This window comes from Erythrobacter sp. SN6-5, from assembly GCF_057364945.1.
In genome coordinates this window covers 1,273,949-1,297,756 of record NZ_CP200282.1, presented here as the reverse complement: position 1 = coordinate 1,297,756, position 23,808 = coordinate 1,273,949, and the positions used below count along the sequence as shown (strand labels likewise).

25 protein-coding genes and 1 pseudogene are annotated in these 23,808 nt (G+C 54.1%); 14 read left to right on the top strand and 12 right to left on the bottom strand.

Annotated features, from left to right (window positions below; translation table 11 throughout):
- Positions 1–32 precede the first annotated feature (32 nt).
- From AC0V6Z_RS06490 to AC0V6Z_RS06470, 5 genes are all read left to right on the top strand, one after another.
- The gene (locus AC0V6Z_RS06490; RefSeq protein WP_472640532.1) at positions 33–383 is read left to right on the top strand and encodes a hypothetical protein; all 351 of its coding nucleotides are present in this window, start codon (positions 33–35) and stop codon (positions 381–383) included.
- Positions 265–2,100, top strand: a complete 1,836-nt coding sequence (locus tag AC0V6Z_RS06485) for a glycosyltransferase family 2 protein (RefSeq protein WP_486176511.1) — start codon at positions 265–267, stop codon at positions 2,098–2,100. Before AC0V6Z_RS06490 ends, AC0V6Z_RS06485 begins: the two co-directional genes overlap by 119 nt.
- A gap of 70 nt (positions 2,101–2,170) precedes the next feature.
- Positions 2,171–3,013 carry a DUF547 domain-containing protein gene (locus AC0V6Z_RS06480; protein ID WP_472640530.1) on the top strand — a complete coding sequence of 281 codons (843 nt, stop codon included), beginning with the start codon at positions 2,171–2,173 and terminating at the stop codon, positions 3,011–3,013.
- Positions 3,014–3,064: 51 nt separating this feature from the next.
- Positions 3,065–3,700, top strand: coding sequence for a TIGR04282 family arsenosugar biosynthesis glycosyltransferase (locus tag AC0V6Z_RS06475; RefSeq protein WP_472640529.1), 636 nt, complete (start codon positions 3,065–3,067; stop codon positions 3,698–3,700).
- Positions 3,701–3,723: 23 nt separating this feature from the next.
- Positions 3,724–4,680 (top strand): radical SAM protein, encoded by a 957-nt coding sequence (locus AC0V6Z_RS06470; protein WP_472640528.1) that lies wholly within the window; start codon positions 3,724–3,726, stop codon positions 4,678–4,680.
- Positions 4,681–4,845: 165 nt separating this feature from the next.
- Here AC0V6Z_RS06470 and AC0V6Z_RS06465 read toward each other — a convergent pair whose 3' ends face one another.
- From AC0V6Z_RS06465 to AC0V6Z_RS06450, 4 genes are all read right to left on the bottom strand, one after another.
- The gene (locus AC0V6Z_RS06465; RefSeq protein WP_472640527.1) at positions 4,846–6,351 is read right to left on the bottom strand and encodes a lipopolysaccharide biosynthesis protein; all 1,506 of its coding nucleotides are present in this window, start codon (positions 6,349–6,351) and stop codon (positions 4,846–4,848) included.
- Between the two features lie 36 nt (positions 6,352–6,387).
- The gene (locus tag AC0V6Z_RS06460) at positions 6,388–7,608 is read right to left on the bottom strand and encodes a hypothetical protein (RefSeq protein ID WP_472640526.1); all 1,221 of its coding nucleotides are present in this window, start codon (positions 7,606–7,608) and stop codon (positions 6,388–6,390) included.
- Between the two features lie 101 nt (positions 7,609–7,709).
- Positions 7,710–8,255 (bottom strand): GNAT family N-acetyltransferase, encoded by a 546-nt coding sequence (locus AC0V6Z_RS06455; RefSeq protein ID WP_472640525.1) that lies wholly within the window; start codon positions 8,253–8,255, stop codon positions 7,710–7,712.
- Positions 8,248–9,408 (bottom strand): GNAT family N-acetyltransferase, encoded by a 1,161-nt coding sequence (locus AC0V6Z_RS06450; protein WP_472640524.1) that lies wholly within the window; start codon positions 9,406–9,408, stop codon positions 8,248–8,250. The genes AC0V6Z_RS06455 and AC0V6Z_RS06450 overlap by 8 nt, the downstream gene beginning before the upstream one ends.
- 130 nt (positions 9,409–9,538) lie before the next feature.
- On the opposite strand from AC0V6Z_RS06450, the gene AC0V6Z_RS06445 reads away from it, so the two are divergent.
- Both AC0V6Z_RS06445 and AC0V6Z_RS06440 read left to right on the top strand, forming a co-directional pair.
- Complete coding sequence (locus AC0V6Z_RS06445) at positions 9,539–10,024, top strand: hypothetical protein (RefSeq protein WP_486176449.1); 486 nt, start codon at positions 9,539–9,541, stop codon at positions 10,022–10,024.
- Between the two features lie 4 nt (positions 10,025–10,028).
- Complete coding sequence (locus AC0V6Z_RS06440) at positions 10,029–10,424, top strand: hypothetical protein (RefSeq protein WP_472640522.1); 396 nt, start codon at positions 10,029–10,031, stop codon at positions 10,422–10,424.
- Between the two features lie 151 nt (positions 10,425–10,575).
- Here the strand turns inward: AC0V6Z_RS06440 and AC0V6Z_RS06435 are convergent, their stop codons facing one another.
- The 4 genes from AC0V6Z_RS06435 to AC0V6Z_RS06420 all read right to left on the bottom strand — a co-directional run bounded on the left by AC0V6Z_RS06435 (position 10,576) and on the right by AC0V6Z_RS06420 (position 12,641).
- Positions 10,576–11,109 carry a hypothetical protein gene (locus tag AC0V6Z_RS06435; RefSeq protein WP_472640521.1) on the bottom strand — a complete coding sequence of 178 codons (534 nt, stop codon included), beginning with the start codon at positions 11,107–11,109 and terminating at the stop codon, positions 10,576–10,578.
- On the bottom strand, positions 11,093–11,461 hold the full coding sequence (locus tag AC0V6Z_RS06430) for a hypothetical protein (RefSeq protein WP_472640520.1): 369 nt from the start codon (positions 11,459–11,461) through the stop codon (positions 11,093–11,095). The genes AC0V6Z_RS06435 and AC0V6Z_RS06430 overlap by 17 nt, the downstream gene beginning before the upstream one ends.
- Complete coding sequence (locus AC0V6Z_RS06425) at positions 11,462–11,905, bottom strand: hypothetical protein (protein WP_472640519.1); 444 nt, start codon at positions 11,903–11,905, stop codon at positions 11,462–11,464.
- 571 nt (positions 11,906–12,476) lie between these two features.
- Entirely contained in the window at positions 12,477–12,641 is a 165-nt protein-coding gene (locus tag AC0V6Z_RS06420; protein WP_472640518.1) for a hypothetical protein, read from the bottom strand.
- Positions 12,642–13,211: 570 nt separating this feature from the next.
- On the opposite strand from AC0V6Z_RS06420, the gene AC0V6Z_RS06415 reads away from it, so the two are divergent.
- The 7 genes and pseudogenes from AC0V6Z_RS06415 to virB11 all read left to right on the top strand — a co-directional run bounded on the left by AC0V6Z_RS06415 (position 13,212) and on the right by virB11 (position 21,337).
- On the top strand, positions 13,212–13,499 hold the full coding sequence (locus AC0V6Z_RS06415; RefSeq protein WP_472640517.1) for a VirB3 family type IV secretion system protein: 288 nt from the start codon (positions 13,212–13,214) through the stop codon (positions 13,497–13,499).
- Positions 13,478–15,854 (top strand): annotated as a pseudogene (locus AC0V6Z_RS06410) (VirB4 family type IV secretion/conjugal transfer ATPase). Before AC0V6Z_RS06415 ends, AC0V6Z_RS06410 begins: the two are co-directional and overlap by 22 nt.
- On the top strand, positions 15,854–17,044 hold the full coding sequence (locus tag AC0V6Z_RS06405) for a type IV secretion system protein (RefSeq protein ID WP_472640516.1): 1,191 nt from the start codon (positions 15,854–15,856) through the stop codon (positions 17,042–17,044). The pseudogene AC0V6Z_RS06410 and the gene AC0V6Z_RS06405 overlap by 1 nt, the downstream one beginning before the upstream one ends.
- An 855-nt stretch (positions 17,045–17,899) precedes the next feature.
- Positions 17,900–18,634, top strand: a complete 735-nt coding sequence (locus tag AC0V6Z_RS06400; protein ID WP_472640515.1) for a VirB8 family type IV secretion system protein — start codon at positions 17,900–17,902, stop codon at positions 18,632–18,634.
- Positions 18,631–19,329, top strand: a complete 699-nt coding sequence (locus AC0V6Z_RS06395; RefSeq protein ID WP_472640514.1) for a TrbG/VirB9 family P-type conjugative transfer protein — start codon at positions 18,631–18,633, stop codon at positions 19,327–19,329. Before AC0V6Z_RS06400 ends, AC0V6Z_RS06395 begins: the two co-directional genes overlap by 4 nt.
- On the top strand, positions 19,326–20,363 hold the full coding sequence (locus AC0V6Z_RS06390; protein ID WP_472640513.1) for a TraB/TrbI/VirB10 family type IV secretion system protein: 1,038 nt from the start codon (positions 19,326–19,328) through the stop codon (positions 20,361–20,363). Before AC0V6Z_RS06395 ends, AC0V6Z_RS06390 begins: the two co-directional genes overlap by 4 nt.
- Positions 20,360–21,337, top strand: coding sequence for a P-type DNA transfer ATPase VirB11 (gene virB11 / locus AC0V6Z_RS06385; RefSeq protein WP_472640512.1), 978 nt, complete (start codon positions 20,360–20,362; stop codon positions 21,335–21,337). Before AC0V6Z_RS06390 ends, virB11 begins: the two co-directional genes overlap by 4 nt.
- Position 21,338: 1 nt before the next feature.
- Here the strand turns inward: virB11 and AC0V6Z_RS06380 are convergent, their stop codons facing one another.
- The 4 genes from AC0V6Z_RS06380 to AC0V6Z_RS06365 form a co-directional block, all read right to left on the bottom strand.
- The gene (locus tag AC0V6Z_RS06380; protein ID WP_472640511.1) at positions 21,339–22,253 is read right to left on the bottom strand and encodes a hypothetical protein; all 915 of its coding nucleotides are present in this window, start codon (positions 22,251–22,253) and stop codon (positions 21,339–21,341) included.
- Positions 22,254–22,317: 64 nt separating this feature from the next.
- Positions 22,318–22,635 (bottom strand): TrbC/VirB2 family protein, encoded by a 318-nt coding sequence (locus AC0V6Z_RS06375; protein ID WP_472640510.1) that lies wholly within the window; start codon positions 22,633–22,635, stop codon positions 22,318–22,320.
- A 25-nt stretch (positions 22,636–22,660) separates the two neighbouring features.
- On the bottom strand, positions 22,661–23,308 hold the full coding sequence (locus tag AC0V6Z_RS06370) for an RHS repeat-associated core domain-containing protein (RefSeq protein WP_472640509.1): 648 nt from the start codon (positions 23,306–23,308) through the stop codon (positions 22,661–22,663).
- A gap of 16 nt (positions 23,309–23,324) precedes the next feature.
- Positions 23,325–23,807, bottom strand: a complete 483-nt coding sequence (locus tag AC0V6Z_RS06365; protein ID WP_472640863.1) for a DUF4265 domain-containing protein — start codon at positions 23,805–23,807, stop codon at positions 23,325–23,327.
- Between the last annotated feature and the right edge of the window lies 1 nt (position 23,808).

The following is a 23,808-nucleotide window of genomic DNA, read 5'->3' as shown; positions in this document are numbered from 1 at the left end:
AGCCTCCGCTAGCCTCATTGGGCTATACAATCATGCCCGAAAAACATTCGCACAAAACGCTTCGCTACCGTTTGGTAGGCGGGGCGTTTTTGTGTTTGGCGACTATATTTGCATTGGTCTTGCTGTCACGGCAGCCAGACACATCGGTTCTGGCGTACGTTGCGGCGCTATCCCTGGGCAGCGCTTTGACCAGTGCGCTGCTATGGCAATCAGGCCCGCTAAGGCCGGTTACCGTTATGGCTATTGCGCTAATCGGCAATGGAATTGCGCTGTTCGGCTTCACGATTTTTGAAGACGACTATTATCGTTTCATGTGGGATGGATGGCGCATTCTGGAAACCGGCACACCTTACGGTATCCCGCTCAGCAGACTTTTTCGATGATGAGAGCGTACCACCGCAAATGCTAGCGTTGCTAGAGTGGGTGAACTATCCTCAGTATCCGACCATTTACGGTCCAATTCTCCAAATCATCTTCGCCATTACCAGTGTCTTTGCCGGCACTGATGAATTTGGCCTGCGGTTAGTTTTTGCCGCGGCAAGCCTGCTGACAAGCGGATTGCTACTTCGCAAATTTCGCCCCGAACGCGTGGTCCTGTTCGCTTGGAACCCGGTCGTAATCGCAGAAACAACATTGCATTTGCATTCCGACATTTTTGTTGGATTGGCGCTGTTCGCGGCCATCGTAGCAGGGCGGCGACATCCCCTTATGGCTGGCAGTCTCTTGGCGGTCGCAGCAGGGGTTAAGTTAGTGGCATTGGCCGCTTGGCCGATTTTATTGCGGCTCAGGCCAAGGGCCTTGATTGCGGCTTTGGCAACATTGCTGCTGCTATACGGCATCTTTGCAGTTCAAGGCCAAGGTGTGGGGCTCGACTCCACCGAGACTTTCGCGACAATTTGGTACTATAACCCGCTTGCTTATCAGCCTCTTTTCCTGCTTTTTGGACCGACTTGGGGACGGTTAGTCGCCTTGTTTGTAGCAGGCATGATTGTCCTTTGGATGCACGCCCAATCACGCAGTTTTGATGATGTGCCATTGGCGGCAATATTCGGAGTGATTTTGCTCTTCGCTCCAGCGGTCAACACTTGGTATCTGATGTGGCTATTGCCTTTGGCGGTGGGACGCAAAGAAGTCTGGCCGTATGTTGCCAGTGCAGCTTTGCCGTTGTCATACCTGACCGGTCTAAATTTGGAGAATTTTGCGCTTGAAGAATTTCAGGTCCATCCGGCTGCACAATATGCCGAATGGAGCTTGATTGCCGCAGCGATCATTTATGATTGTTGGCGGCTTAGAGGCAGTCGATCAGCGAAAGAGCGCACTGCCGCGCCTATATCATCTCCGCAAGTCTCAGTAGTGATCCCCGCGCTGAATGAAGAGAGGTCCATTGGTGAAACAGTCAGCGGCATTATGCGCGCTAACCCCGATGGCTTAAAAGAGGTCATTGTTGCCGACAATGGTTCGCAAGACCGCACGGCACAGATCGCGAAAGAAGCGGGTGCCGTCCTCGTTACCGAACCAGAAAAAGGATACGGGGCGGCTTGCCTGGCTGGTTTGGGAAAGGTTGATCGTAAGAGCAATATCATCCTGTTTATGGATGCCGATTTGTCTGATGTTCCTGAGGAAGCCGCAAGTTTAATTGCACCGATAGTTGCAGGCGATGCTGATATGGTGATTGGATCGCGCCCCTTGGGTACAATTGATCCAGGAGCAATGACTGTACCGCAGCGTCTCGGCAACTGGCTAGCTCCAGCGTTGGTAAGATTGATTTGGGGGGTACGTTACACCGACCTTGGCCCCTTCAGAGCGATCCGCCGCGATGCCTTGGAACGTCTTGCAATGGCCGATCGAGACTTCGGTTGGACGATCGAAATGCAGGTTAGGGCAGCGAAGATGGGCTTACAGGTATGTGAGCGTCCGGCACGCTACCGAAAGCGTGTCGGACGCTCAAAAATATCTGGCACGATAAAGGGCGTTTTCGCCGCTGGTTGGAAAATTTTGTACGTTATCGGGCGCGAGGCCTTCGGTGATTTTGACCACTCTCACCTAGGGTCACGAACCACAACTCGAGGCGAAGCTGGCCAAGCAGCAGCTCAGAACTGAATTCTATGTAACAATTGCTGGTAACGCGGCGAACATCAATTGAACGCTTTTAGGTTACAAGGATGAAGTCATGACGGCTCCGCAAGTTCAGATACAATCATCAATGCAAATGTCGCGCCGCACCATAATCGGCGCGATACCCGCGACCGCCCTGTTGGCAGCATGCGGAGCCTCCGATCCCGGTGGCTTAGGAGAAGACAGCTTCACGACGAATGAGGATTCAAGCAAAATGATCGACCATTCGGAATGGGACGCGTTGCTGCGCGAATATGTGACCGCGGGCGAAAATGGCGTCAATTTGGTGGACTATAACCGGATGAAGGGCGAAGCCGCCGATGCTCTGAAATCCTACCTTGATGCAATGCAGGCCGTGGCCGTCGAAGATTTCTCCAGCGATGAGCAATTCGCGTTCTGGGTCAATCTCTACAATGCCGTAACAGTAGACGTGATCCTCAAAAATCTGCCGCTGGACTCTATCCGTGATATTGGTTTGCTGGGCAGCGGACCTTGGAAGGACGATGCCGTTACCGTTTCGGGTCGCACACTGAGCCTCGACAATATTGAGCATGATATTCTGCGGCCAGAATGGCAGGATGTCCGTATCCACTATGCCGTGAATTGCGCCTCAATTGGCTGCCCGAATTTGGCTCTCGAAGCCTATACGGCGGCAAAATTGGAGCCAATGCTCGAACAAGCAGCTGCCGCATATGTAAACCACCCACGTGGTTTTGGCGGCGAGAACGGCCGTATTATCGCATCCAACATTTACGAATGGTATCAGGATGATTGGGGATCTGTAGAGGATGTCTTGGATCATGCCCGCGAATATGCCACTGGACCAACAGCGGCCTTGCTTGACGGAGCAACCGATGTTGCAGGCTATGCTTATGATTGGTCACTTAACAATGGCTAATGCGCGCACTTAGCGCTTGCCACCTGCCAGCGAACTGTGATTGATCATTCTATGCCAAACCCGCGCCTTGTTCAGTTCACTCGCTACCCAGTGGCTGGAGAATGCAAATCCAGACTGATCCCAGCTGTCGGTTCAGAGGGGGCTGCAGCGATCCATCGACATCTGACCGAGCACGTTTTTGGTGTTCTGACCAAAGCCGGATGTCCGCTGACGCTCGCCTATACTGGAGGTAACAGAACCGCCTTTGTGCAATGGCTCGGCGAAAGGGCGGCTCTCGTTCCGCAAGCCGAAGGCGATCTCTCACAGCGACTCTTGGCGTTTGTCGATGATGCACCAATTATTTTTTTCGGTTCAGACACCCCAGACCTAAGTCCTTCACATGTTTCAGCAGCCATTGCTGGACTGGCCGAGCATGAGTTGGTGATTGGACCCGCACTGGATGGCGGATATTATCTGATTGGTATGCGGGAACCTCTGCCGCAATTGCTTACCGATATGCCTTGGAGCACAGATCAAGTCTTGCCAGAGACACTTCGGCGCGCAAAGCAGATGGGCATTACCCCCTTTTGCTTGAGCCGCTTTCAGATTGCGATCTGCCAGAAGATCTCAGGCGATGGCCAGAGCTTACAAAGCTCGCTTGCGCAGGACATTCTCTGGCGGAGCCGGAAAGCGAATGCAGCACAATGACCCCCGCTCTGGAAAGCTAGACGATGGATGATCAATCCCCATTCGCCTTGAGCAAGATTCAGAAAATTTCGGATGAGAAATTTGCAGATCCCTATCACACCGCAAAGGGCGATGAACGAGCCTATGTAGAACTCCAGCGATTGGAAACGCTGTGGTTTAACACAGGAACTTTGTGCAATTTGGCGTGCAAATCTTGCTATATCGAAAGCTCGCCCAAAAATGATGCGCTGGTCTATCTCACACTGGCGGAGGTACAGACCTATCTGGATGAGATCGCCGAAACAGACCTTACCACCCGCGAGATAGCGTTCACCGGCGGCGAACCATTTATGAATCCGGACATTATTGAGATCCTGCGCCTGTGTCTGGCTCGCGGTTTTGATGTCTTGGTTCTATCCAATGCGATGCGGCCGATGCGGCGATTTGAACAGGAATTGCTAGAGCTTGAAGGTGCCGAGCGAATGACCATCCGGGTCAGTCTTGATCACTTTACCAAAGCTGTTCACGAGGAAGAACGCGGAACAAGCTGGGACAAGGCAATGGACGGCCTAGAATGGCTGACTTCAAACGGCTTTAAAGTGGCGATTGCAGGGCGCCTTTTGGAAGGTGAAACCGAAGCATCTGCACGCCAAGGATTTGCTGACTTGTTCGCCCAGCATGATTTGCCTGTCGATGCGAACAATCCGATCGAATTGACGCTTTTCCCGCAAATGGACGCCGATGCCGATATCGCCGAGATCACCAGTGACTGTTGGGACAAATTGAATCTCAACCCGCAAAGCATGATGTGCGCATCCAGCCGAATGGTGGTGAAGCGTAAGGGTGAGAAGACACCGCGCGTCGCAGCTTGCACTCTTTTGCCCTATCAAGAAGGTTTCGACTTAGGGGCAACGCTTGAAGAGGCAAATTCTGCTGTTCAACTCAATCATCCACATTGCGCGCGCTTTTGCGTCCTTGGTGGCGCCAGCTGCACTGCGTAATTAACAAAGCTGGCCTTTGGTGCGAATCCACCCGTTCGCCGGTTGTCCAAGCCTAACTCACTCGAAACTGGCTATGCTCAGTTGGCCGATGGTTATGTTCTCGCCGAAGCGCTCACTCAATCGCCCTCATCCTCCGGCCTGATTTGCTTTCTCTAGTCCCGTCGATCAACGAGGTTCAGCGCCTCGAAGAGCGGGTTGAAGGTTGCTTTCGGAGCCTTCGTTAGGCTTGCGGCGAAAGATCAGATGGAACAATTCAATCAATGTCGGTTTCGCGAGCCAGTACAGAACAGCCGCACAAATGCAGGCTCCAAGCAGAACGTTTATTGATAGGCTGGCGAAAACTGGCAGCGGCGGCAGGACCGTTTTCGCAAGATACACTGTACCGGCCATGACCACAGCGGCAGACAGACCTGGCCAGATCGCCTGGACAAGGTCCATGGCTGGCAACCGCAAGTGTTGCCGTGAAAGCAAAATAGTTGTGATCGTCACGAGTGGGAAGCCGCCAACCCATGCATAGGCGAGGCCCATAACCCCGAATTGCGCCCCAATCAGAAAGCCGAGGGACATTACGACCGCGCCCACCAAAGTTGCGCGCAATGAGATCTCGGGATGGCCCATGGCGTTGTTGAGCGGCGCAAACAGGATTTGTAGTGTCATCAGCGGCATAACCAGGGCCATCACTGAGACGATAGGCACCATTGGCAACCACTTTTCACCCAGCACAACGTAGACCAATTCTGGCGCGGTCACCGCCATCCCCAGGTAGAAGGGGCAAGCGACCATCATTATGAGGCGGACGGCCTTAAGGAACGCACGGCGCACGGCTTCTGGGTCATCCTGCATTCTCGAATAGGCGGGAAACGCGACCTCGTTCAAAGGTGGGACAAACTTCGCCGCGAAAATTGTCGTCAGGAACAACGCTTCTGCATACAGGCCAAGCTCGTAAGTCGTGAGCGATTGGCTGCCGATGAAGATGTCTGATTGGCTTTGAACCGTCCAAAGCACGTGCGCCAAAAGGATGGTTCCGCCGAAAGTGAACATATCTTTAGAGCCGCGAAAATCGAAGCTCGGCCAGATGAACATCCGGGCAGATAAGAACAGCCCAATGCCCTGAGTCCAGAAAATCGCCAGCGCGGCGTAAACCAGTGTCCAAACACCAAGCCCGGACAGGGCACAGCTCAGGGCGACGATTGCCCCAATTACTGCAGAGAGCAGATTTACAATTGCAGTCTTTTTAAACTCCAACTCGCGCGCCATCACAGCTTCGGGCAGCACGATAAAGGGCGTCGCCAGGAAAATCAGTGCCTGAACGCGGAGCAAATCACCGACGATCGGCTGGTCATAATAGTCGGCGATCAAGGGGGCGAGCAGGAATTGCGCTGCGGCAAGCCCTCCATTGAGCAGTAACAGCGCTCCAAAGGCTTGCTTAAGTCGGTGCGGGTCAAGCTCCTCGCCCTGAACGATTGAGCTGGCAAGCCCGTAACCATTAAGAAAACTCAAGAAGACCAGCACGACCTGCGTCATCGCGAACAGACCATAATCCGACGGGTCAAGGATACGGATCACCGCCAGTGTGCTGCCCCAGGAGATAAGCTGGGCCAGAACCTGCGTGCCCGAACGCCATATCAAAGCTTTACGCACGCGTTCGCCGAAGGAAAGCGTATCACTCATCGCAAAAGACGTACCGAGAAGCCAACAACTCCCACTCTAGCGGCCGTCAAAGAAGACTGCTGCATGGCCCCAGGCCAGCCCCGTCGGACCATGTGGCCACTCGCTCCGATGGAGCGAAATGTAGCCAGGACTTTTGGAGCGGAAAAAGTTGAGCGCACTGTCGCTAGTGTAGTCGGCAAAGTCTGAATCGAACTCAATACGCCCTGTGCTTTCGTCAAAACGCAGCACGTAGAAGCCCTGTTCTCCGCCAAGTTCTGCGCCCATGATCAATCTATTGCCTGCCGGGTCCTTACCCATCCAGTGCGGTGCAAAACCCTCCGGCGTATCCAACCGAAAGACCTCTTTGGGCGACTGTGGGTTGGAAATATCGAGGACGACCACTTGCTGCTTCTTGCCAATCGGCTGCACCCAATATTGACCAATCAACAATGGGACGCCGCAGGCTCCGCGAATGCGTGTGGGATCTTCAGCGGGATCCGTTTCGACCGAATAGACCAGATCAAGCTGTGGTTTCTCGCTACCTATCGCGCTCAGATGATAGAAATTGCAGCCATAGGAGTTGAGGAAGACAGACCCGTCTCGAAGGACGTGCTGCCCAAAACTGGCTCCATTGAGCCCGTCAACCGGCCTACCCTTGTGATCCACACCCACTTCAAGATCGAGCGTGTGCAGCAGTTCGAAATCGGAATAGCGGTATATCTGGACGACTTCAGCCCACGATTGTTCCATCATTGGCGCGCTGGTTACGGTGATCCGGTCCATTTCGGGAAGTTGGGCGAATGAATAGGGGCGGATCGCCTTGGTGAAACCAGGAACCTCAGCAGAGGCTGAACGGATCAATTCTCCGGCTATGGAATATTCCGCGATCCCCCCATGGCCTCCTGGAGCGGTCGTTTCATCAGGGTCGGGGCTTTCGCCAGCGCTTCGCAAGAATCCAACCAATCGCGTGCCTTCGGCCGTGCGGGCGTAGTCGTGAGCGAAGCGCAGGGGTGATGGCGAGCCAAAGGTCGTCGCAATTGTGGGGGCAGCCGGGTCGGAAATGTCGACGACAAATGTCAGTTCATGATGGTGACCATTCATGAAGATAGGTTCGCCCTTGGGCGGCGCCTCATATTCCATGTGATGCACCATTGACGCCTTGTGCCCAATTGAGGTTGAACCCAAGGGCTGCCCGCGCCCGTCCGAACTGGGATCGACATCCAAGACTGTGATGAAGTCTTCGTCCTGCTCATCCTGATCGCCGACCAACAGGAGCAAGTGAGGAGAGGCACCCGTTAGCTCGATGGTATTTCGCGGAGCAGGCTCAGAACAAGACGCACTGCCAAGCAGCGCTAAGCAAGTGAATAAGCGAAGGGAGTTCATGAAATCACCTTGAAAAAACTCTGAGAAAGCGGCTCAAAACCCTGGTTCTGGAACAGCGCCTGGGATGCCGAATTGCCGCGCCAAACAGTACCAGAAACTGCGCACTCGCCCAAAGGGGCAAGCTCGGCCAACAAAGTGCTGATCAAAGCCGAAGCCCCGCCTAGGCCGCGCGCACGCTTATGGACGACGATATCCTCGATATGGCAATGCCAGCGCGGCTTCCCGTAGAAGACATCGTTGGTTTCGCTGAGCCGGTATAGCAGGTAACCGACCAAACTCTCTTGGAGAAATAGGCCCTTTGCAAACCCAGTGCGTCGGCGAAACGGATTGCGCGGTTTCAAGAAGCCTTGAAGATAAACAGAAATCGCGACGAGGTTATCTGCTGGACCAAAATGCTCTGGAAAGGATCGATGGTGCGGCTCCTGACCTTGCCCAAACAGGTCAATCATAGCTTCAAGCAAGGGAGCGTTCTTGCGATCAAGTGAACGCACCTCCGCAGCCTGTTGTGATAGAGGCGTGTCAGGGCTTTGCATCTCAGGCATCAGCGAACATCTGCATAATGGCTTTGGCAGCGCGAGTGCCTGCGAAAATCGGACCATATATCAGACCGCGCCTCGCAACTGCCACATCCATGATTGCCCGCCTGTCCGGCCAAAGTTCATTGAGCATGGCATTATCCGGCTGCGTACAGGAATCGATCAAATCGAGTTCATCTTGCCGCTGATAATATTGGAGCGTTTCAAACTCCATCAACACGCCTGGCGAAAACCTGCGATAATCCGGATGGACCGCCGATTTCAGGCAGAACCCCATGGGCGGAGCAAGAACGTCGAGCGTGTAGGCGATCGGCCTTCCATCGAGACTGAGCCTTGTGAGGGTGAGGTTCCCTCCCTCAAACGCGTCTCGAATTGTTGCCCGGTAAACAGCGGTCTCATTAGGACACGAAAGGATCGATGAGCCAGCCTCGTGCTTCCAACCAGTGTCTTCCATGGACAGAAACTGGTCAGTCCATTCGTCGAGATCATCCCTCTCACTCAATCTTTCGATGGATACCTCACCGGCTTCATGAAGCCGCTTTTTCGCCCTTCGGATACTCTTGCGCCGCGAAGAACTGAGATGACTGTCGTCTTTGGTTCCCGATCTGACTTTTGGTGCGATTGCGGCGCGCTCATGCCGGTTGGCCACTATGATACCTCGCCCGGTCTTAGCGCAATGCCTCAGCATAGCTTGGGCGAATGGGCCATCACTCGATATCTTTGCCAATTGTAGAAAACCCCAATGGAGCGGAGCCTGGTCCAACCACGAGGTCAATCCCGCCACAAACTCTTCTTCGAAGCCTGCCCGAACCAAAGGCGAACCAAGGTATTGTTCGTGGTGTAGAGCGCTTTTCCAGAACGGCACCGGCAGCTTCGCATAACCTACATCGCGTCGCAGGATCGCGATACCAATGAGCAAGCCCGAAGCTCGGACAGTCACAATTTTGGGCTCTTGTTCAGTCAGCAAGGGGAGGGAATTGCGAATGAAGTGAGGGAACTGAAATATGTTCTTTTCAGTCGCCCCTTGCGCCAATTCTTCCCACTCAGGCGCCAAGGCGCACAAAGTATCAAGCGTTAAGTCTTCACACAGCCATGAGAGAGCATGATCTTCACGCGAGCGATAGGTGTTCACTGACTTGGACAAAATGGGTGAGTGCATAATTCTCTGGCCGAAGCGACAGCCTTGTAAGATCAAGAAACTAATCGAATTTAAACGCTCTTTGAGCTAGCCATTCCTGAATTCCAGCGTAGCTTAAAGATCGTCCAGTCCTGATTTGGGAAATGTGCACTTGCGCGAGTTAATGAAGACTTCCTTGTGGCCTATGCTGCCCAAGCCATGGAAATCTCCAGATATGGAGTTCCACTATGGGCTATGGCATGGCGTGTCGGCGCTCTATTCGGTCAGTGGCCGCCAATTGGGCGAAGAGAACACCCGACCCTTTACATTAAATCACCATGTGCCTGCTGAAACGATTGCCTGCAAGTATGAGGGATCTCGAAGAGGGCGCCTGATCAATATGTCAGCTCTTCGGACCGCGATGCAGAATTTTGATGCTGCACTAGCGATCACCAAGGCGGTGCAGTCCTATCATGTTGATCACAAAGGCAGCGCTGATCCGTTGGGTATCTGGGATCTTTACATAACGGCGCGTGCCAGCATCGCCCTTATTGCCTATCAAATGCGCTTTAATCATCAGGTCAAAGTTGCAAACAGGGTGAGCGATGATCTGACCAGCCAATTCCAGTTCATTTCCGGTGTCTTCATGATCTGCTGAGCATATGATGGAAAATACGGAACGCCTGATAGAAGAAAACCGGCCTGTCCTTGCACAAGTGCTGTATGACTATGCAGATGAGAACGGCATTTTCATTTCTTTCAATGGGATGGCCTGTGCGGGCAGCACAAAGAAAATTCTGGAGTTTCTAGAATTTTGCAACGATGGCTCACCGCAAAACATACCAAAAGCGATTGCCTTGGATGACATCGTTAGCGAACCCGACAATTGGTACCAATACGCTTTGGCCTCGATCGAACTGGATTGCTTCATTGAGCAAGAGCGCGTGTCTCGCCTAGCCCCCAAAGAGGCCCAAACGAACGGCGTGAGCGCTGCGCAAATCTACGGCTCTGTTGGCGACTATGTGCGCAGCCTCGTGCGATCGCCTGTGCCGAGCTGATGAGAGTCTATCCTCTTTCGAGGCTGGGGCGCTATTGCGTCAAAATCGGATCCTCGATCTGCTCGGTCGGAAAAGGATCCGAAAGCTGCCATCAAATCACATTGCAGCAAGACTCGGCTGAAGAGATTCCATGAGTGCGAAGTCAATGCATTCAAGTCGAAGGCGTCTGCTTTCCATCTGATGATCGCCAATCTTTGGCCAATGGTTTGGCGTTGCGAAGCGCTATCTCGGTCAAAGCCATATGTGGGGGCCAACTATACTGCGACTGCAGACGAACGTTGGCGAACAATAGCCGCCAAGAACCGAGGCTGGAGCCCGCCACGATGTGCTGATGCACGAAGCGAGACTTGGTCGGAATGGTAAAAATCAGCTCTCGATCGAACAGATCAAGCAGAGGCGTTCCGCTCAGATAGGTCTCGACCACCTGCTCGGGCGTCTTGTTATCGAACTGGCTGGGCAGTTTCGGCGCGCGCTTGAAGCTCGCTGGATCAGCCGGATTGCCGCCCGAGGCTGCGATTAAATTGTAGGCGAGGCGGCTGTGCAGGCTGGGTAGCAATCCCGCTCCGGCAAGCTCGTCGGACAGACCGATATCGAGTAGAGTCGGGCAGGCCTTGTAGAGCGGCAGGAGAAAGGCCGTCGCAGCGCGGGTGAGCAGCTCGACATTTACATCAAAATTTCGAACCAAAGCTAGCTGGTGGCTGAGCTCTTCCCAGATTTCCCCATAGCTCAGCGATGGTTCGTGTCTGATCCCAATCGACTTTGGGAAGGACAAAAAGGCCGTCGTTGTCAAAAAGCTCCAAGACAAGGCTGAGGACGACCGCATCTTGATCGTTTATCGGCACGTCATCGTAGAGCGAAAAACGCACCTTGGTCGCTATATTCGCGATGACGCCTTCGCTTCCTTTAACTGTCCGAATGCCAAGCTGATCAAAGGCCGAGGCGATTTCATTCCATTTCTGCTGGACGAGTTGCTTTTCGCTTGGCCGAAAAAGACCATGCACAAGGCTATGCAACCAAGCGCTAAAACGCGAAGCCATCTATCTGATCCGTGGGATGACTTCTTTGGCCTCATTATGCGGCAGGACAGATATTGGAATAGTCTCGATCCCATCCCAGTGCTTGGCGGTTTCGAGCACCTGGCGAAGCACGCCGCAGATGTTCTCAATCTCCGCTTCTTTCTTGGCAAGGTCGATCACGCTGCGACATTTGAAACGGCGGCCAAAGAGCAAATCATCCATGAACAAGCGCTCGCGCTTCTCATTGAACCACCAATACCCAGCGCCAATACCGACCAATAGGCTGAGGCCCATGGCGATCACATAATCAAAGAGCAGGAAGGTATCGCGAAACGCGATCACAAGCGCAATAAAGGCGGTGATTGCCGCTGTTATACCAATCTCGCCAGCAATCCGACGTAGATCGGGGTCATCGGCGTTCCCATCTGGAAATGGGCTGCAGTGAAAACCTATGTTCTTTTGCAAATGGGGATCGAAAACAGCACGTAATGGTGATAGGGTAAGCAGCTCTCTTATCCCTATCACACACCAATCATTTGCTGGTTATCGCCTTGACTTCAGAGCAGGCTAGATCGCTAGGAGAATATCGAAATTTGTTGCCTGTGATTTGGTCGCCATTCGCAATCCAAAGAATTGATCACTTTGCATCCTCAGATACCGTGACCATCGAGCCAGGCAGCATGTCACGGCCAACGCCGCTCAGTTGGTAGGCAGGCCACTCCTCGCCAGCTTCAAGGATGTTGGTTAGAGCGTAGCGGCTCGTCCCAAAGTCGATTTCCGTTTCCGATATGGCAACAGTTGCGCCTGTATTTATCCCATAACAAGACGAGCGATCTAACCAAGGACCCCTTATTTTGGCCAGGAACACCAACCCGTCCTTGTGGACCATCTGCTCGCCGCGCGAGAGGTTAGCGCCCCGTGCATGCCGCCCGCAGCAAGCTTAAACCATTGCGAGGTCGGATCAAACGCCTTGACTCACGCACCATGACAGTCTCCCCTTGATTGAGAGACCGAATTACTTTTGTTCCTTGGCTGGTTAGTAATCCCTCACATTGGCGGTTGCTGTGGCAATGACCTTCATTCGGTTTCGTGGATTCGCCCGGTAGGCAATTGCTGCTGAGACGAGCTTACCTAAGCCCGCACCAAGCTCTGTGACATAGCGGCCTGCGAGTTGACCTGCGCCCATGCCTCGCTCGGTCACCTGACTGCATTTTGAACAAAAAAATCTCACGAAAATCAAGCTCTGCCCCGCATGATGTACATTCATTCATCTACTTCCCCCAAAGCAAATGGGCGATCGATTTCTGCAGACCCAATCACCCGCTCCTTTAACAGGAGTGCGGGACAGGTTCGTCTCGGGCTTTTAGACGTTCTTGGAGCCAATCCAGAACTTCATCCTCAACCTATCCGACCCGGCTTAGGCCTGGCTGTACCCGCTTGGGGAATAGGCCTGCCTTTTTTAGGCGTGCGATGTGCTGAGGTGAATACAGAACAAGCTCCTTGACCTGACGCTTTGACAAAATTCTCATCACGATTTCTCCTTGATAGAAGAGCATCGCGATGCTCGGGGTTATGACAATACCTCGAGTAAATCCGAGGTTAGCACTGGTTTTCTGAACGGCAATAACTTTAACGAATTCGCATTCTGGATATCTTCGCCGTCCTCTGCACTAGCTCGATAACTGCCGCTTTTCAGTTGCAAAGAGCACAGAATTACTGACACTACTTACAGACGATTCGGGCGTTGTCCGCTTATGAGGTGAAGATCAGAATGGCTGAAGAACTATGCCGCGATACGCTATTTGTGGGACTAACGCGTCCGCAGATGTTCGCTGGTGTTACCTTTACTTTCTTCATTATCAATGCGGTTATCGCAGTTGAGCTGTTCTTGATATTTCGTGCCTGGTGGGTGCTGCTGATTGCGCTGGTGATCCACGGCATCGGTATGCTGGCCTGCCTCAATGAACCGCGCATTTTTGACCTTTGGATCACGCGTGTGCGCAATTGCCCACGCGTCAAAAATTATAGTCTGTGGCGATGCAATTCCTACCGCCCTTGACCCGTGATCCTAAAATCATAGCTCGTGAACAAGCCGCTGGCGTGCATTTGCCCTATGCGCGGCACATTGACGATGTGACGATTGAGACGCGCGATGGTTTGCTCATGCAGACGATCCGAATTGGCGGGCTTCTGTTTGAAACTGCCGATAGCGACGAGCTGAATTATCGCGGCAGCCTGCGCGACGCGATGCTCCGTACATTAGGTAGCTCCCGTTTTGCAGTTTATCACCATGTCATTCGGCGCCGCGCCGACGCGACACTTCAGCCTGTGACTGCCGATGACTTCTCGGCTCGGCTCGACGAACGCTGGCAAGAAAAGCTGTCGGGCAAGCAGCTATACGTAAACGAGCTGTTCCTCACGATTGTTCGGCGCCCACTGCAAGGCAAAATCGGCATTGCAGACCGGCTGCGCAGTTGGGTTTCGCGGAGCTCAAAACGCAACGCCGGACGGATCGCGGCCGAAAAGCATGCCCTCGACCGCGCGCGCGATGCGATGATAGCCGCGTTAAGCGCTTATGATCCGCGCGTCCTATCTATTTATGATACCGGTGAAGGAAAGCGCTCCGAGCAGCTCGAATTCTTATCCTGCTTATTCAACGCCGATATGCATCCAGTGGCTCTGCCGCACGGTGACTTGGGACTCTTTATCCCCTCGCGCCGGATTAGCTTTGGGCAGGAAGCGATTGAGCTCGCTCCAACGGGCGAATTGCCGCGCCGGTTTGTCGCTCTTGTTTCAATCAAGGATTATCCGGGAACGACCTTTCCAGGCATGTTTGACGAGCTCTATCGCCTGCCGTTTGAGCTCAATGTAAGCCAAAGTTTTGCCGTTGTTGAGCGTGCGCAGGCGCTGGGCGCGATGAACCTGACGCTGCGGCGTATGCAATCGGTGGAGGATGACGCACTTTCATTGCGTGACGAACTCGCTGTGGCAAAAGATGAGGTTGCGGCTGGTCGTGCGGGATTTGGGGAGCATCATTCAACCATCGCCGTGCATGCTGATGATCTAGCAAGTCTGGATGATCATGTTGCCGAAGTCATCGCTCTTCTCGCTGATCTGGGCATCAATGCGGTGCGCGAGGATATCGCTTTGGAACCCACGTTCTGGGCGCAGTTTCCGGCAAACTTTCGCTACATCGGACGGCGCGGCCTGGTCTCAACGACAAACTTTGCTTAGCCTTGCTAGTCTGCATAACTTCCCAGTTGGACGCGCACAGGGCAACCATTGGGGCGAGGCGGTCACTCTGTTTGAGACAACCGCGGCAGGCCCATATTTCTTCAACTTTCATCAGCAAGACCTGGGCAACTTCACGGTCATCGGCCCATCCGGTTCAGGCAAAACCGTAGTGCTCAACTTTCTCTTGGCGCAGGCCCGCCGTTTCGCACCGCGAACGATTTTCTTCGATAAGGACCGCGGGGCGGAGCTGTTTATCCGGGCCATCGGAGGCCAGTATGACCGGCTGAGGCCAGATGCTGCCTCTGGCCTCAACCCGCTTCAATTGGAAGATAACCCAACCAATCGCCAATTCCTGATCGAATGGCTTGGTTTGCTTGCGGGCAGTCCATCGAGCACAGAGCTGGATCAGATCCGCGACGCGATCGAGACCAATTTTCAGCAACCGATCAAGAAACGCAGGCTGCGCCATTTGACAGAATTGTTCAGAGGACATGACCGCCCGCATGCCGATGATCTTTACGCTCGGCTAAGGCCGTGGTGGGGAGAAGGTGAACGCGCCTGGTTGTTCGATAATGAACGCGACCTAACGGACCTGTCAGCGGAAACGGTTGGGTTCGACATGACTGCGATCCTGGATGATCCGGCAGTGCGGACGCCAGCCATGTTCTATTTCTTCCACCGGGTTGAGCAGCGGCTCGATGGCAGCCCTGCCATCATTGTGATCGATGAAGGTTGGAAGGCGCTCGATGACGAAGTCTTCGTTCGCCGTATCAAGGACTGGGAGAAGACCATCCGTAAGCGCAACGGCGTGGTTGGGTTTGCGACGCAAAGCGCAGCGGATGCACTCGAAAGCAAGATCGCCAGCGCGATTATCGAACAGGCAGCGACGCAGATATTTATGATCAACCCTAAAGCGCGGGCCGAGGACTACATCAATGGCTTTGGCCTTAGTCGGCATGAATTTGATCTGGTGCGAACACTGCCTGACAGCTCGCACTGCTTTTTGATTAAGCATGGGCGCGAAAGCGTTGTCGCGCGGCTTGATCTTTCGGGCGAGCAAGACTTGCTGACCATCTTGTCAGGACGTGAAAGCACAGTTCGGCTGTTCGATGAGCTGGTCGGGAAAACTGGACCAGATCCCGCCAATTGGCTGCATCTGCTGCTGGAAAAGGCGGCCTAATGGCGTGCCCTCCGATCATAACCGGGGATCAGTTCCTTACTCGAACGCTGACGCATATCGATTGTCAGGCGCAGGTGATCGGCAGCTATGGCTATCAAGCTCTAGGGCAACCGGGCTCACTCGCATCCACGCTGGTCGCTGGGTTGCTGACTTTGTTCATCGCCTTTTTTGCGATCCGCCTGCTGTTCGGTCCTCCACCAGGCGCGCGCGATGTAGTCTTCGATGTTCTCAAGATCGGGATAGTGCTCACGCTTGCATTCTCATGGCCCGCATTCCGAACGGTGGTCTATGATGTTACGCTCAAAGGCCCTGCTGAGGTGGCGAATATGCTTCAGGAAAGCAGCGCCAATGGCAACAGCGCCGGCGTCGTGGGAAGGCTTCAAGCGACTGACAACACGATAGTGCGCCTCACCGAACTGGGCACTGGTAGGAACAATGCGGCGCTGATTGATAGCCAGGCGCCGGGCGGTACGTTCCAAGGCACTGCGCTAGAGGATCAGGACTCATTCGGTACAGCGCGCCTCACTTACCTTGCTAGTGTGATCGGCTCGATCGCGCTGCTCAGGATTGCCGCTGGACTGCTGCTTGCACTCGCGCCCGTGGTGGCGGGGCTTTACTTCTTCTCCCAATCACGAGGCATTTTTGCGGGCTGGTTGAAAGGCCTGGTGTTCACCATTGGCGGATCAATCGGTGCAACGATTGTTCTGAGCGTGCAGCTTGCGATCTTAGAGCCATGGCTCACCGATGCTGTTAGCGTGCGCGAGCTTGGCTATGCCACGCCTTCCGCACCAACAGAGCTGTTCGCAATCATGCTCGCTTTCGCCATCGTGCAATTGGCTATGCTCTGGTTGCTCTCAAGAGTGGTGTTCTATCGCGGTTGGATCACCGTGCCCGATTGGCCGAAGTTTACTCAAACCAATCAATCCGAGGGAACGACAGTGCCTCCCGTTGTGGAGCGGCCGCAGGTTGAAGTGCTTCGCGCCGAACGCATCAGCAACAGCATCGAAACCTCGATCCAACGCCAAGAACGCTCCTCAGGAGATCGATATATTCGCGGGCCCGCATTAGCCGCGCCAAGCGGAAAGATTGATGGCCGGGCGATGTCTGCACAGCCTCAGCGCTTGGGTAGCTCATACCGACGTTCTTCCGGTAGCAGTTTTCGCTCCAGCCAAAGGCGAGACGGAAGATAAGTTCAGTCAATTAAGTACCGGTGCAGATAAAGGAGGGAAGAAACAATGTGTAAATTGAGAGGCTTATTCATAGCGGTTTTGGGGGCGATGCTAGGGATAACGGCCACGCCTGCAGTCGCTCAACTTCAAAGTAAGACCGGTAAAATCAGTCAGATCGGCGCCACTGCAGCGGGTAATTACTCTTTTAGAGTCTATCTCGACACGCCCGGCGAAATGTGCGCCTCAGGCCATCAATGGGCATACATGGACGTATCTTATAGCAATTACGAAGCTACGGTATCATTGCTCATGTCAGCCTGGCTCGCGGACAAGACGGTAATCGTCTATTCTCAACCTAGCGGCAGCAGCCAATTTTGTGAGATTGCTTTTGTCACAGCATCAACCTGATCGTCATATGGTTGGAAAAGCCCGCCAACCCGCCAGACGCCTGTTGACCGGTGCCATTGTCGCAAGCGTCGCTCTCGTCCCTGTAGCGGCCCTTAGCCAGCCTGCTCAAACAGAGAAAAGGTATAGTTACGACGCGCTTGGACGATTAATCAAGGTAGAGGTAGAACCCAATCAAACTCAAGAAATGAAGGTGCGAGAAATCCAATATGATGCGGCTAGGCAATCGGACAAATTATGAGGCCAGGACTAACAATGCTCAATCAGGCGGCAATGGTGGGTCGGGATCCGACAGTGGTACTGACAGCACCCCACCTGTCTTTGCTGTCATTCCAGTAAATGGTATGACAGTGGTCCGTATTCGATGAGCAGTTACTTCCACTCAAGCGATAAGCGAAAGGATGGTCGTACCGTTCATTTGGAAAAATTCTCCATGGTCCGACACATTGGCAATATACGGTTTCTACTTGCATGAATGCGGATAACCCAATCGACCCAATCGATCTCCCAGTTGCAAACAGCTGGGCCGAGAGCGTCACTGCTGATCTGGAACGCTCCAGCAAGCGCGCCTGGATCGTTGCCATCATCGCTGCTGTAATTGCGCTGCTTGAAGCAGTTGCTTTGATCTTGCTCATTCCATTGAAGAAGGTCGAACCCTACACGCTATTGGTTGATCGTCAGACTGGTAATGTGGAGGCGCTGGCACCGCTGGACGCTCAAGTGGTCACTGCTGATGCGGCGCTGACAAGGTCGTTCTTGGTTCAATATGTTATCGCACGTGAGAGCTTTAGCGCAGATGCTCTGCAGGATGACTATCGCAAGATATCGCTCTGGTCTGATGGAACGGTTGGACGGCAATATCAGAGCGCCATGAACGCGGAAAACCCTGCAAGCCCACTGGCTTACCTTCCGCGGGGCGCCGCGATCCGTACGGAGGTCAAAAGCGTATCTCAACTGGCGGAAGGCAGAGCCTTGGTTCGTTTTGCGACCCAGCGAATTGACAATGGCGGTGCGCCGCAATCAGCGCAGCATTGGGCCGCGATCGTAAGCTATGAGTTTAGCGGCGTCCAAATGAGCGAAGCAGACCGTCTCATCAATCCACTCGGCTTTCAGGTGACCAGTTACCGCCGCGACGCGGAGACCCTGCCCGAGGCAGGGATCGTCAATGGTGTCCAGCAACCCCAAGTGGGCGAGGAAACCCCATGAGAAGGATTGCTATCGCTAGCCTAACTTTGATCCTCGCCTCCCCAGCTGGTGCGCAAGTCGTGCCCACACCCTCCGAGGCATCGTCGCGCATCCAAGAGGCGGAGTGGCGAGACGGGCAATCAATTCTCCTGACCGCATTGCCTCAGACGCAGCTTACCATATTGCTGGAACCTGGCGAGATCATTCAGCGCGCCGTTATCAGTGATGGGCAGAACTGGAGTGTGCAGATATCTAGCGATCAGGACGGTCTTTCAGTCCTGCCAGCGGTCGGTGCGCGGCCAGCAAGCCTTACTGTCGAGACCGGGACGCGCGAATATCGCTTTTCCTTGGAAACGTCTCAAAGCCTGCTGGCAGCCTATCTGGTTCGCATTGGCCAGCCGCGTGCTGACGAGGCAGCGCTCGGTCCTCAAATTGATCCCAATGCGCCGACCTACAGCTACCGCCTTCGTGGAGATAAGTCGGTCAGGCCGGCCTTAATAATAGATGACGGCGAGAAGACCGTGATAGAGTATGCTGACGGGCAGCCCCTTCCAGCGGTCTTTGCAATTGGCGCCTCCGGCGATGAGGAAGTGGTTGATGGCTATATGCGCGGCGACAAGTTCGTAATTGACCGCGTGCATGAACGATTGGTGTTTCGTATCGACAAAGAGAAAGCCACGGCTCGCCGTCAAAACGCCGGAGATGGTGCGTCATGAGCGACACCGCATCACCAGACATTGATCCGCGCGATATCAGACCGATTGTCGCAACCGGGCAGCCTAGCAATTGGGGCATGTGGGCCTTCTTTGCGGTCCTCGCTATTGGCGGGCTCGTCATCTTCAACACGCTAGCTGCCTCGCGTGAGGCGGCTCAGGTTCCCTCGGTTTTGGTGCCAAGCGCCCCGGATGCTGGCAGAATCTCGGCGCCGCCGCCAATCGGGGTTCCCGCACGGTTTCTGGAGCCTGTAAGTGTTGAGCCTAGGACCAGCGAAGAAACACGTCCGCCGGTGGTTCTACGTTCCTCTCCGCCATCTGCTCCGTTTACACCGCCACCTCTACCGCCGACCTTTGCTCCTCCGCCTGCGCCATTGCCAGTGCCCGAGCCATTGGGCTCTCAAGTCGTGTTTGAAAGCCGGGGAGCCACAACGCCTGCTCCCGTCCAAGCGGCAGAAGAGGGAGCGGTCGACCGCGTCAAAGCCGGGCGTTTCGAAAACCCCTCCCGTACAATCCCCCAAGGGACCGTCATCCCCGCGGTCCTTGAAACCGCGCTTGATTCCACCCGCCCCGGCGGTGTTCGCGCACTCGTCCAACGGGACGTCTTGGGGTTTGATGGATCACGCGTTCTCATTCCGCGCGGCAGCAGGCTATACGGCGAGTACGAAGCAAACCTTCAACCTGGGCAGAACCGCGCGCTCGTGCAGTGGACTCGGCTCATCACGCCTGCAGGGGTCACCGTAGCGCTCGATTCCCCATCTTCCGATCCGCTCGGACGCGCCGGAGTGCGAGGCAAAGTCGACAGCAAATTCCTGCAACGCTTTGGCGGAGCGATCCTGCAATCAGTACTCGATATTGGCGTAGGCATTGCCACACGTGAGGCAAGTGACGGTGTGCTTGTCGCACTACCCGGCAGCACCCAAAACGTTCAGATCACGGACCAACAAGCCATTCAACCCACGCTCAAGGTCAAGCATGGCACCAGCGTATCTGTCTTCGTTGCTCGAGATCTTGATTTTTCGAGCGTCGATCCATGAGCGGACCTGACACTGGCTATTACCTCGACAGCTTCCTCGCGCCGCTTGCGCCATTTCTTGAACGCCCCGATGTCACCGACATTTGGATCAACAGACCCGGCGAGGTTTGGACAGAAAGCATTGGTGGCGGCATCGAAAGACAGACTGAGCCCTCGCTCGATGGCAAATTGCTAGAGCGGCTTGCACGCCAGATCGCTGCACACTCCTCGCAAGGGATCAGCCGGTCTCAGCCATTGCTCGCTGCGACCCTGCCAGATGGCTCACGAGTGCAAGTAGCAGCCCCGCCTGCAACCAGAGGCGCACATGCCTTTGCCATCCGCCGTCATGTGTCGGCTAACCTGTCGCTCAGTGATTGGGAAGAAGCGGATGCGTTTGAAGAGATCGAAGGCGGCGCGACTGTGCTCGCGGAGGAGAGAGAGTTTCGCGCAGTGCCAGCACGCCAAGCTGCAAACATACTGAGGCAATCGGTACAGGACCGTAAGAACATTCTGGTCTCTGGCGGCACTTCCACCGGAAAGACGACGTTTCTGAACTCACTGCTTGCCGAGATCGCGCCGGATGAGCGGCTGATCCTGATCGAGGACACGGCCGAACTTCAACTCGCGCACGAAAACGCTGTCGGCCTGATCGCCGCTCGCGGGGAGCTAAGCGAGGCCGAAGTCTCAGCCGAGGATCTGCTTATCGCGGCGCTGCGCATGCGGCCAGACCGGATCATCTTAGGCGAACTGCGCGGGGTGGAAGCATTCACTTTCCTGCGCGCAGTCAACACCGGTCACCCTGGTTCGATGACCACCGTTCACGCCGATACGCCGCAACGCGCGATCGAGCAGCTTGCGCTGCTGGTGCTTCAGGCAGGCTCCAAGCTCAGCCGGGACGATGTGCGCCATTATGTCCGTGAGAGCATCGACGTGTTCATCCAACTCGAACGGCGTGGCGGCAAACGGCGGGTCAGTCAAATTCTGGCGGCGGAATAGCTTAGCTTTGACCTCGGCCATACAATGAGAAAATTGTTCCGTTTGCTAGATTTCCGCTGGTGATTTGCAGAGTCAAATCCGTGATTGGAGCGGTGTTATTCCATTTCCATTCAAGTTGGTTGCGAAAGAAGTTCGGGCTATCCTCAAATTGAGAATGCGACATGGCATTTTTCTTCCACACCGAACTTGAGTAAGCGAGAAACTCCACGCGGAAATGCGCTGCTGTACCAACGCTAGGCCGGTTCAGACCAGGGAATGTACCAATTCGCGGAGCATTGATCTTTGCCGTACCAAACCTGTTCCAAGTGAAATCCCGGTAGTTACCATTGTTGGTGTCACCATTTGCATAAGCGAGCAGGTTTTGGACAGGGTTCACACTCTGACCTGTCACGACCAGCACGAGGTCCTGATAAACTTGCGGGATATTGTTGAAGGTAACACTTGAGCCAGAACCATCGACGACGACCTTGGAAATCAACACGAATGAGGCTCCGCTACCCGTTCCGCCAGTCCCGCTTGCAGCTGATGTCACTCGCCCCTTCTCATCCACGGCTATTGTAGGATTGGTGTAAGTGCCGGGCAGCACTCCGGATGAAGCTAAGGTCGTCACGGTGCCGCCAGAGGTTGTGACGTCACCTGTAAGGTCGCCACCAGTAACAGTTTTGTCTCCGCTGAAGACAGCGACTTCACCAGCTTGAGGGGCACCTGACTGAGTCACAGAATTATCGGCAGCATCGTCAGCACATTGAGCAATCGCATTGATATTTTCCATCACTTCCGTTGCATCCGCGATCGTCCCGTTGGTCAGCACATGCGGCGGTGTACATTGCGCGATCGCTTGCCCAGAGTAAGTCAAACTGAGAGTAACTAACAGAAAGCTAGACAGCTTCACGAGATGACTTTGAATTTTGAGCATTAACATCTCCACTTAATCATGTGTTTGGCATGCACGCCTGAACTAAGGTCGCACATCGCTTTTCCTAATAAGGATCAAACGGGTTACCTCGGCGAGGCGGCTCAATCACTGGCTCAGGCAATTGACGGACTTCGGGCGCTGGTGACGGACTGACTATTTCAAAGCGTTCCTGCGGAACAAAACTCAACACCGATTGAGCAATCGTTGCCGAACCGGCCAGAATAAAACTGCCGAGCACAGCCTGCCCAGCACGAAGGAAAGAAATACGGCCCACCAGTATCCCAAAAGCCAGGAATGCGATCGCTACAACAAGCAGAGATGTGACAAACGCGCCGCTTAACAACCCTAGAATCCAACCAATGGCAACCTCAATAGATGTCATTTGTAATAATACTCAGTAGCGAACATCATTTTGAGTATGACTTTATCGACATTTGAGACTTTGATCCAGCCCCACCGATACTCTTTCTTGATGAAAGACGAATAATGAACTTTATCTCATCCGAGTGGTCGGCTGCAATTACACCTGTATTTACAATGCGGATCTCTTGAAAATCCATGTCACCGCCCAGCCCAATCGGGTCGGCCTGAATATAGCGGCCCGTGACCGGATCATAGTCGCGGTGGAAATTGTAATAGAGATCGGAGAGCACTTGGGCTTGACCCGGAAAGCCGGGGCGCAGGAAGTCGTTCGCAGGCGTCACCACTCCGCCCAAAGCATCACTGGTGACAATCGGCACACCAAGGTGATTGCCATGCACCCAATACAGCTCAAGCTGACTGGAGGCATTGGGCGTCACCAGCGCCAGCGGCGCATAGCCCGCAATCTCGTCTGCGCCGCCAAACGGCGAGTTGTCATTCGCAGCGGGCGGGATCGCCCAGATAAACTCCACTTTCACATCACTGGCAGAGGCGCCGTACTCCGCAATAACCCGGCCATACCCATCATAGACAAAATGCCGCGTGCCGGTCGGCTTATCCACCCGCACCCGCTGCACAAGGCCATTATAGGTGTAACTCTGCAAACCAATGTTGCTGCGGTCGTAACTCGCCAAGCAGACGCACATGCATTCAGCTGATGTGGCCTCGCTCAAAACTAATCTGAAGATCAACTCGCAATCGTTCCAATTCACGCTCAAACTCATCGGCATCTGCAGAGATATCGACTGCTAGTAGGTTATCTGACGACCATTCGTAGGATACTTCTCTCTGAGATATCAGTTCGATAAATTCTTCTCTAACGCTCGATCTCTTGGATTCGCCAAACCAAATGCGAAAAGTAGATCGGCCCGATCTCTTCAACACCCCGATTATAGTGTAGTCTGCGTCTGTCTCAACCTCATCCCCCAATGATAGATCATAGGCAAAAAATGGAATGCAGCATAATTCAAATCGATACTCGGCTATCTTCCGAGCCCATAATTGCTCCCATTTTTGACCTTCGCCATCATTGCCTAGGTTAGCCGCAATGACGAAATCAGCACGATCACGCCAAATGGGATCTTTGTGTGTCGCTTCATTACCGTATGTCATACCATTTTCACCCATCAGCATG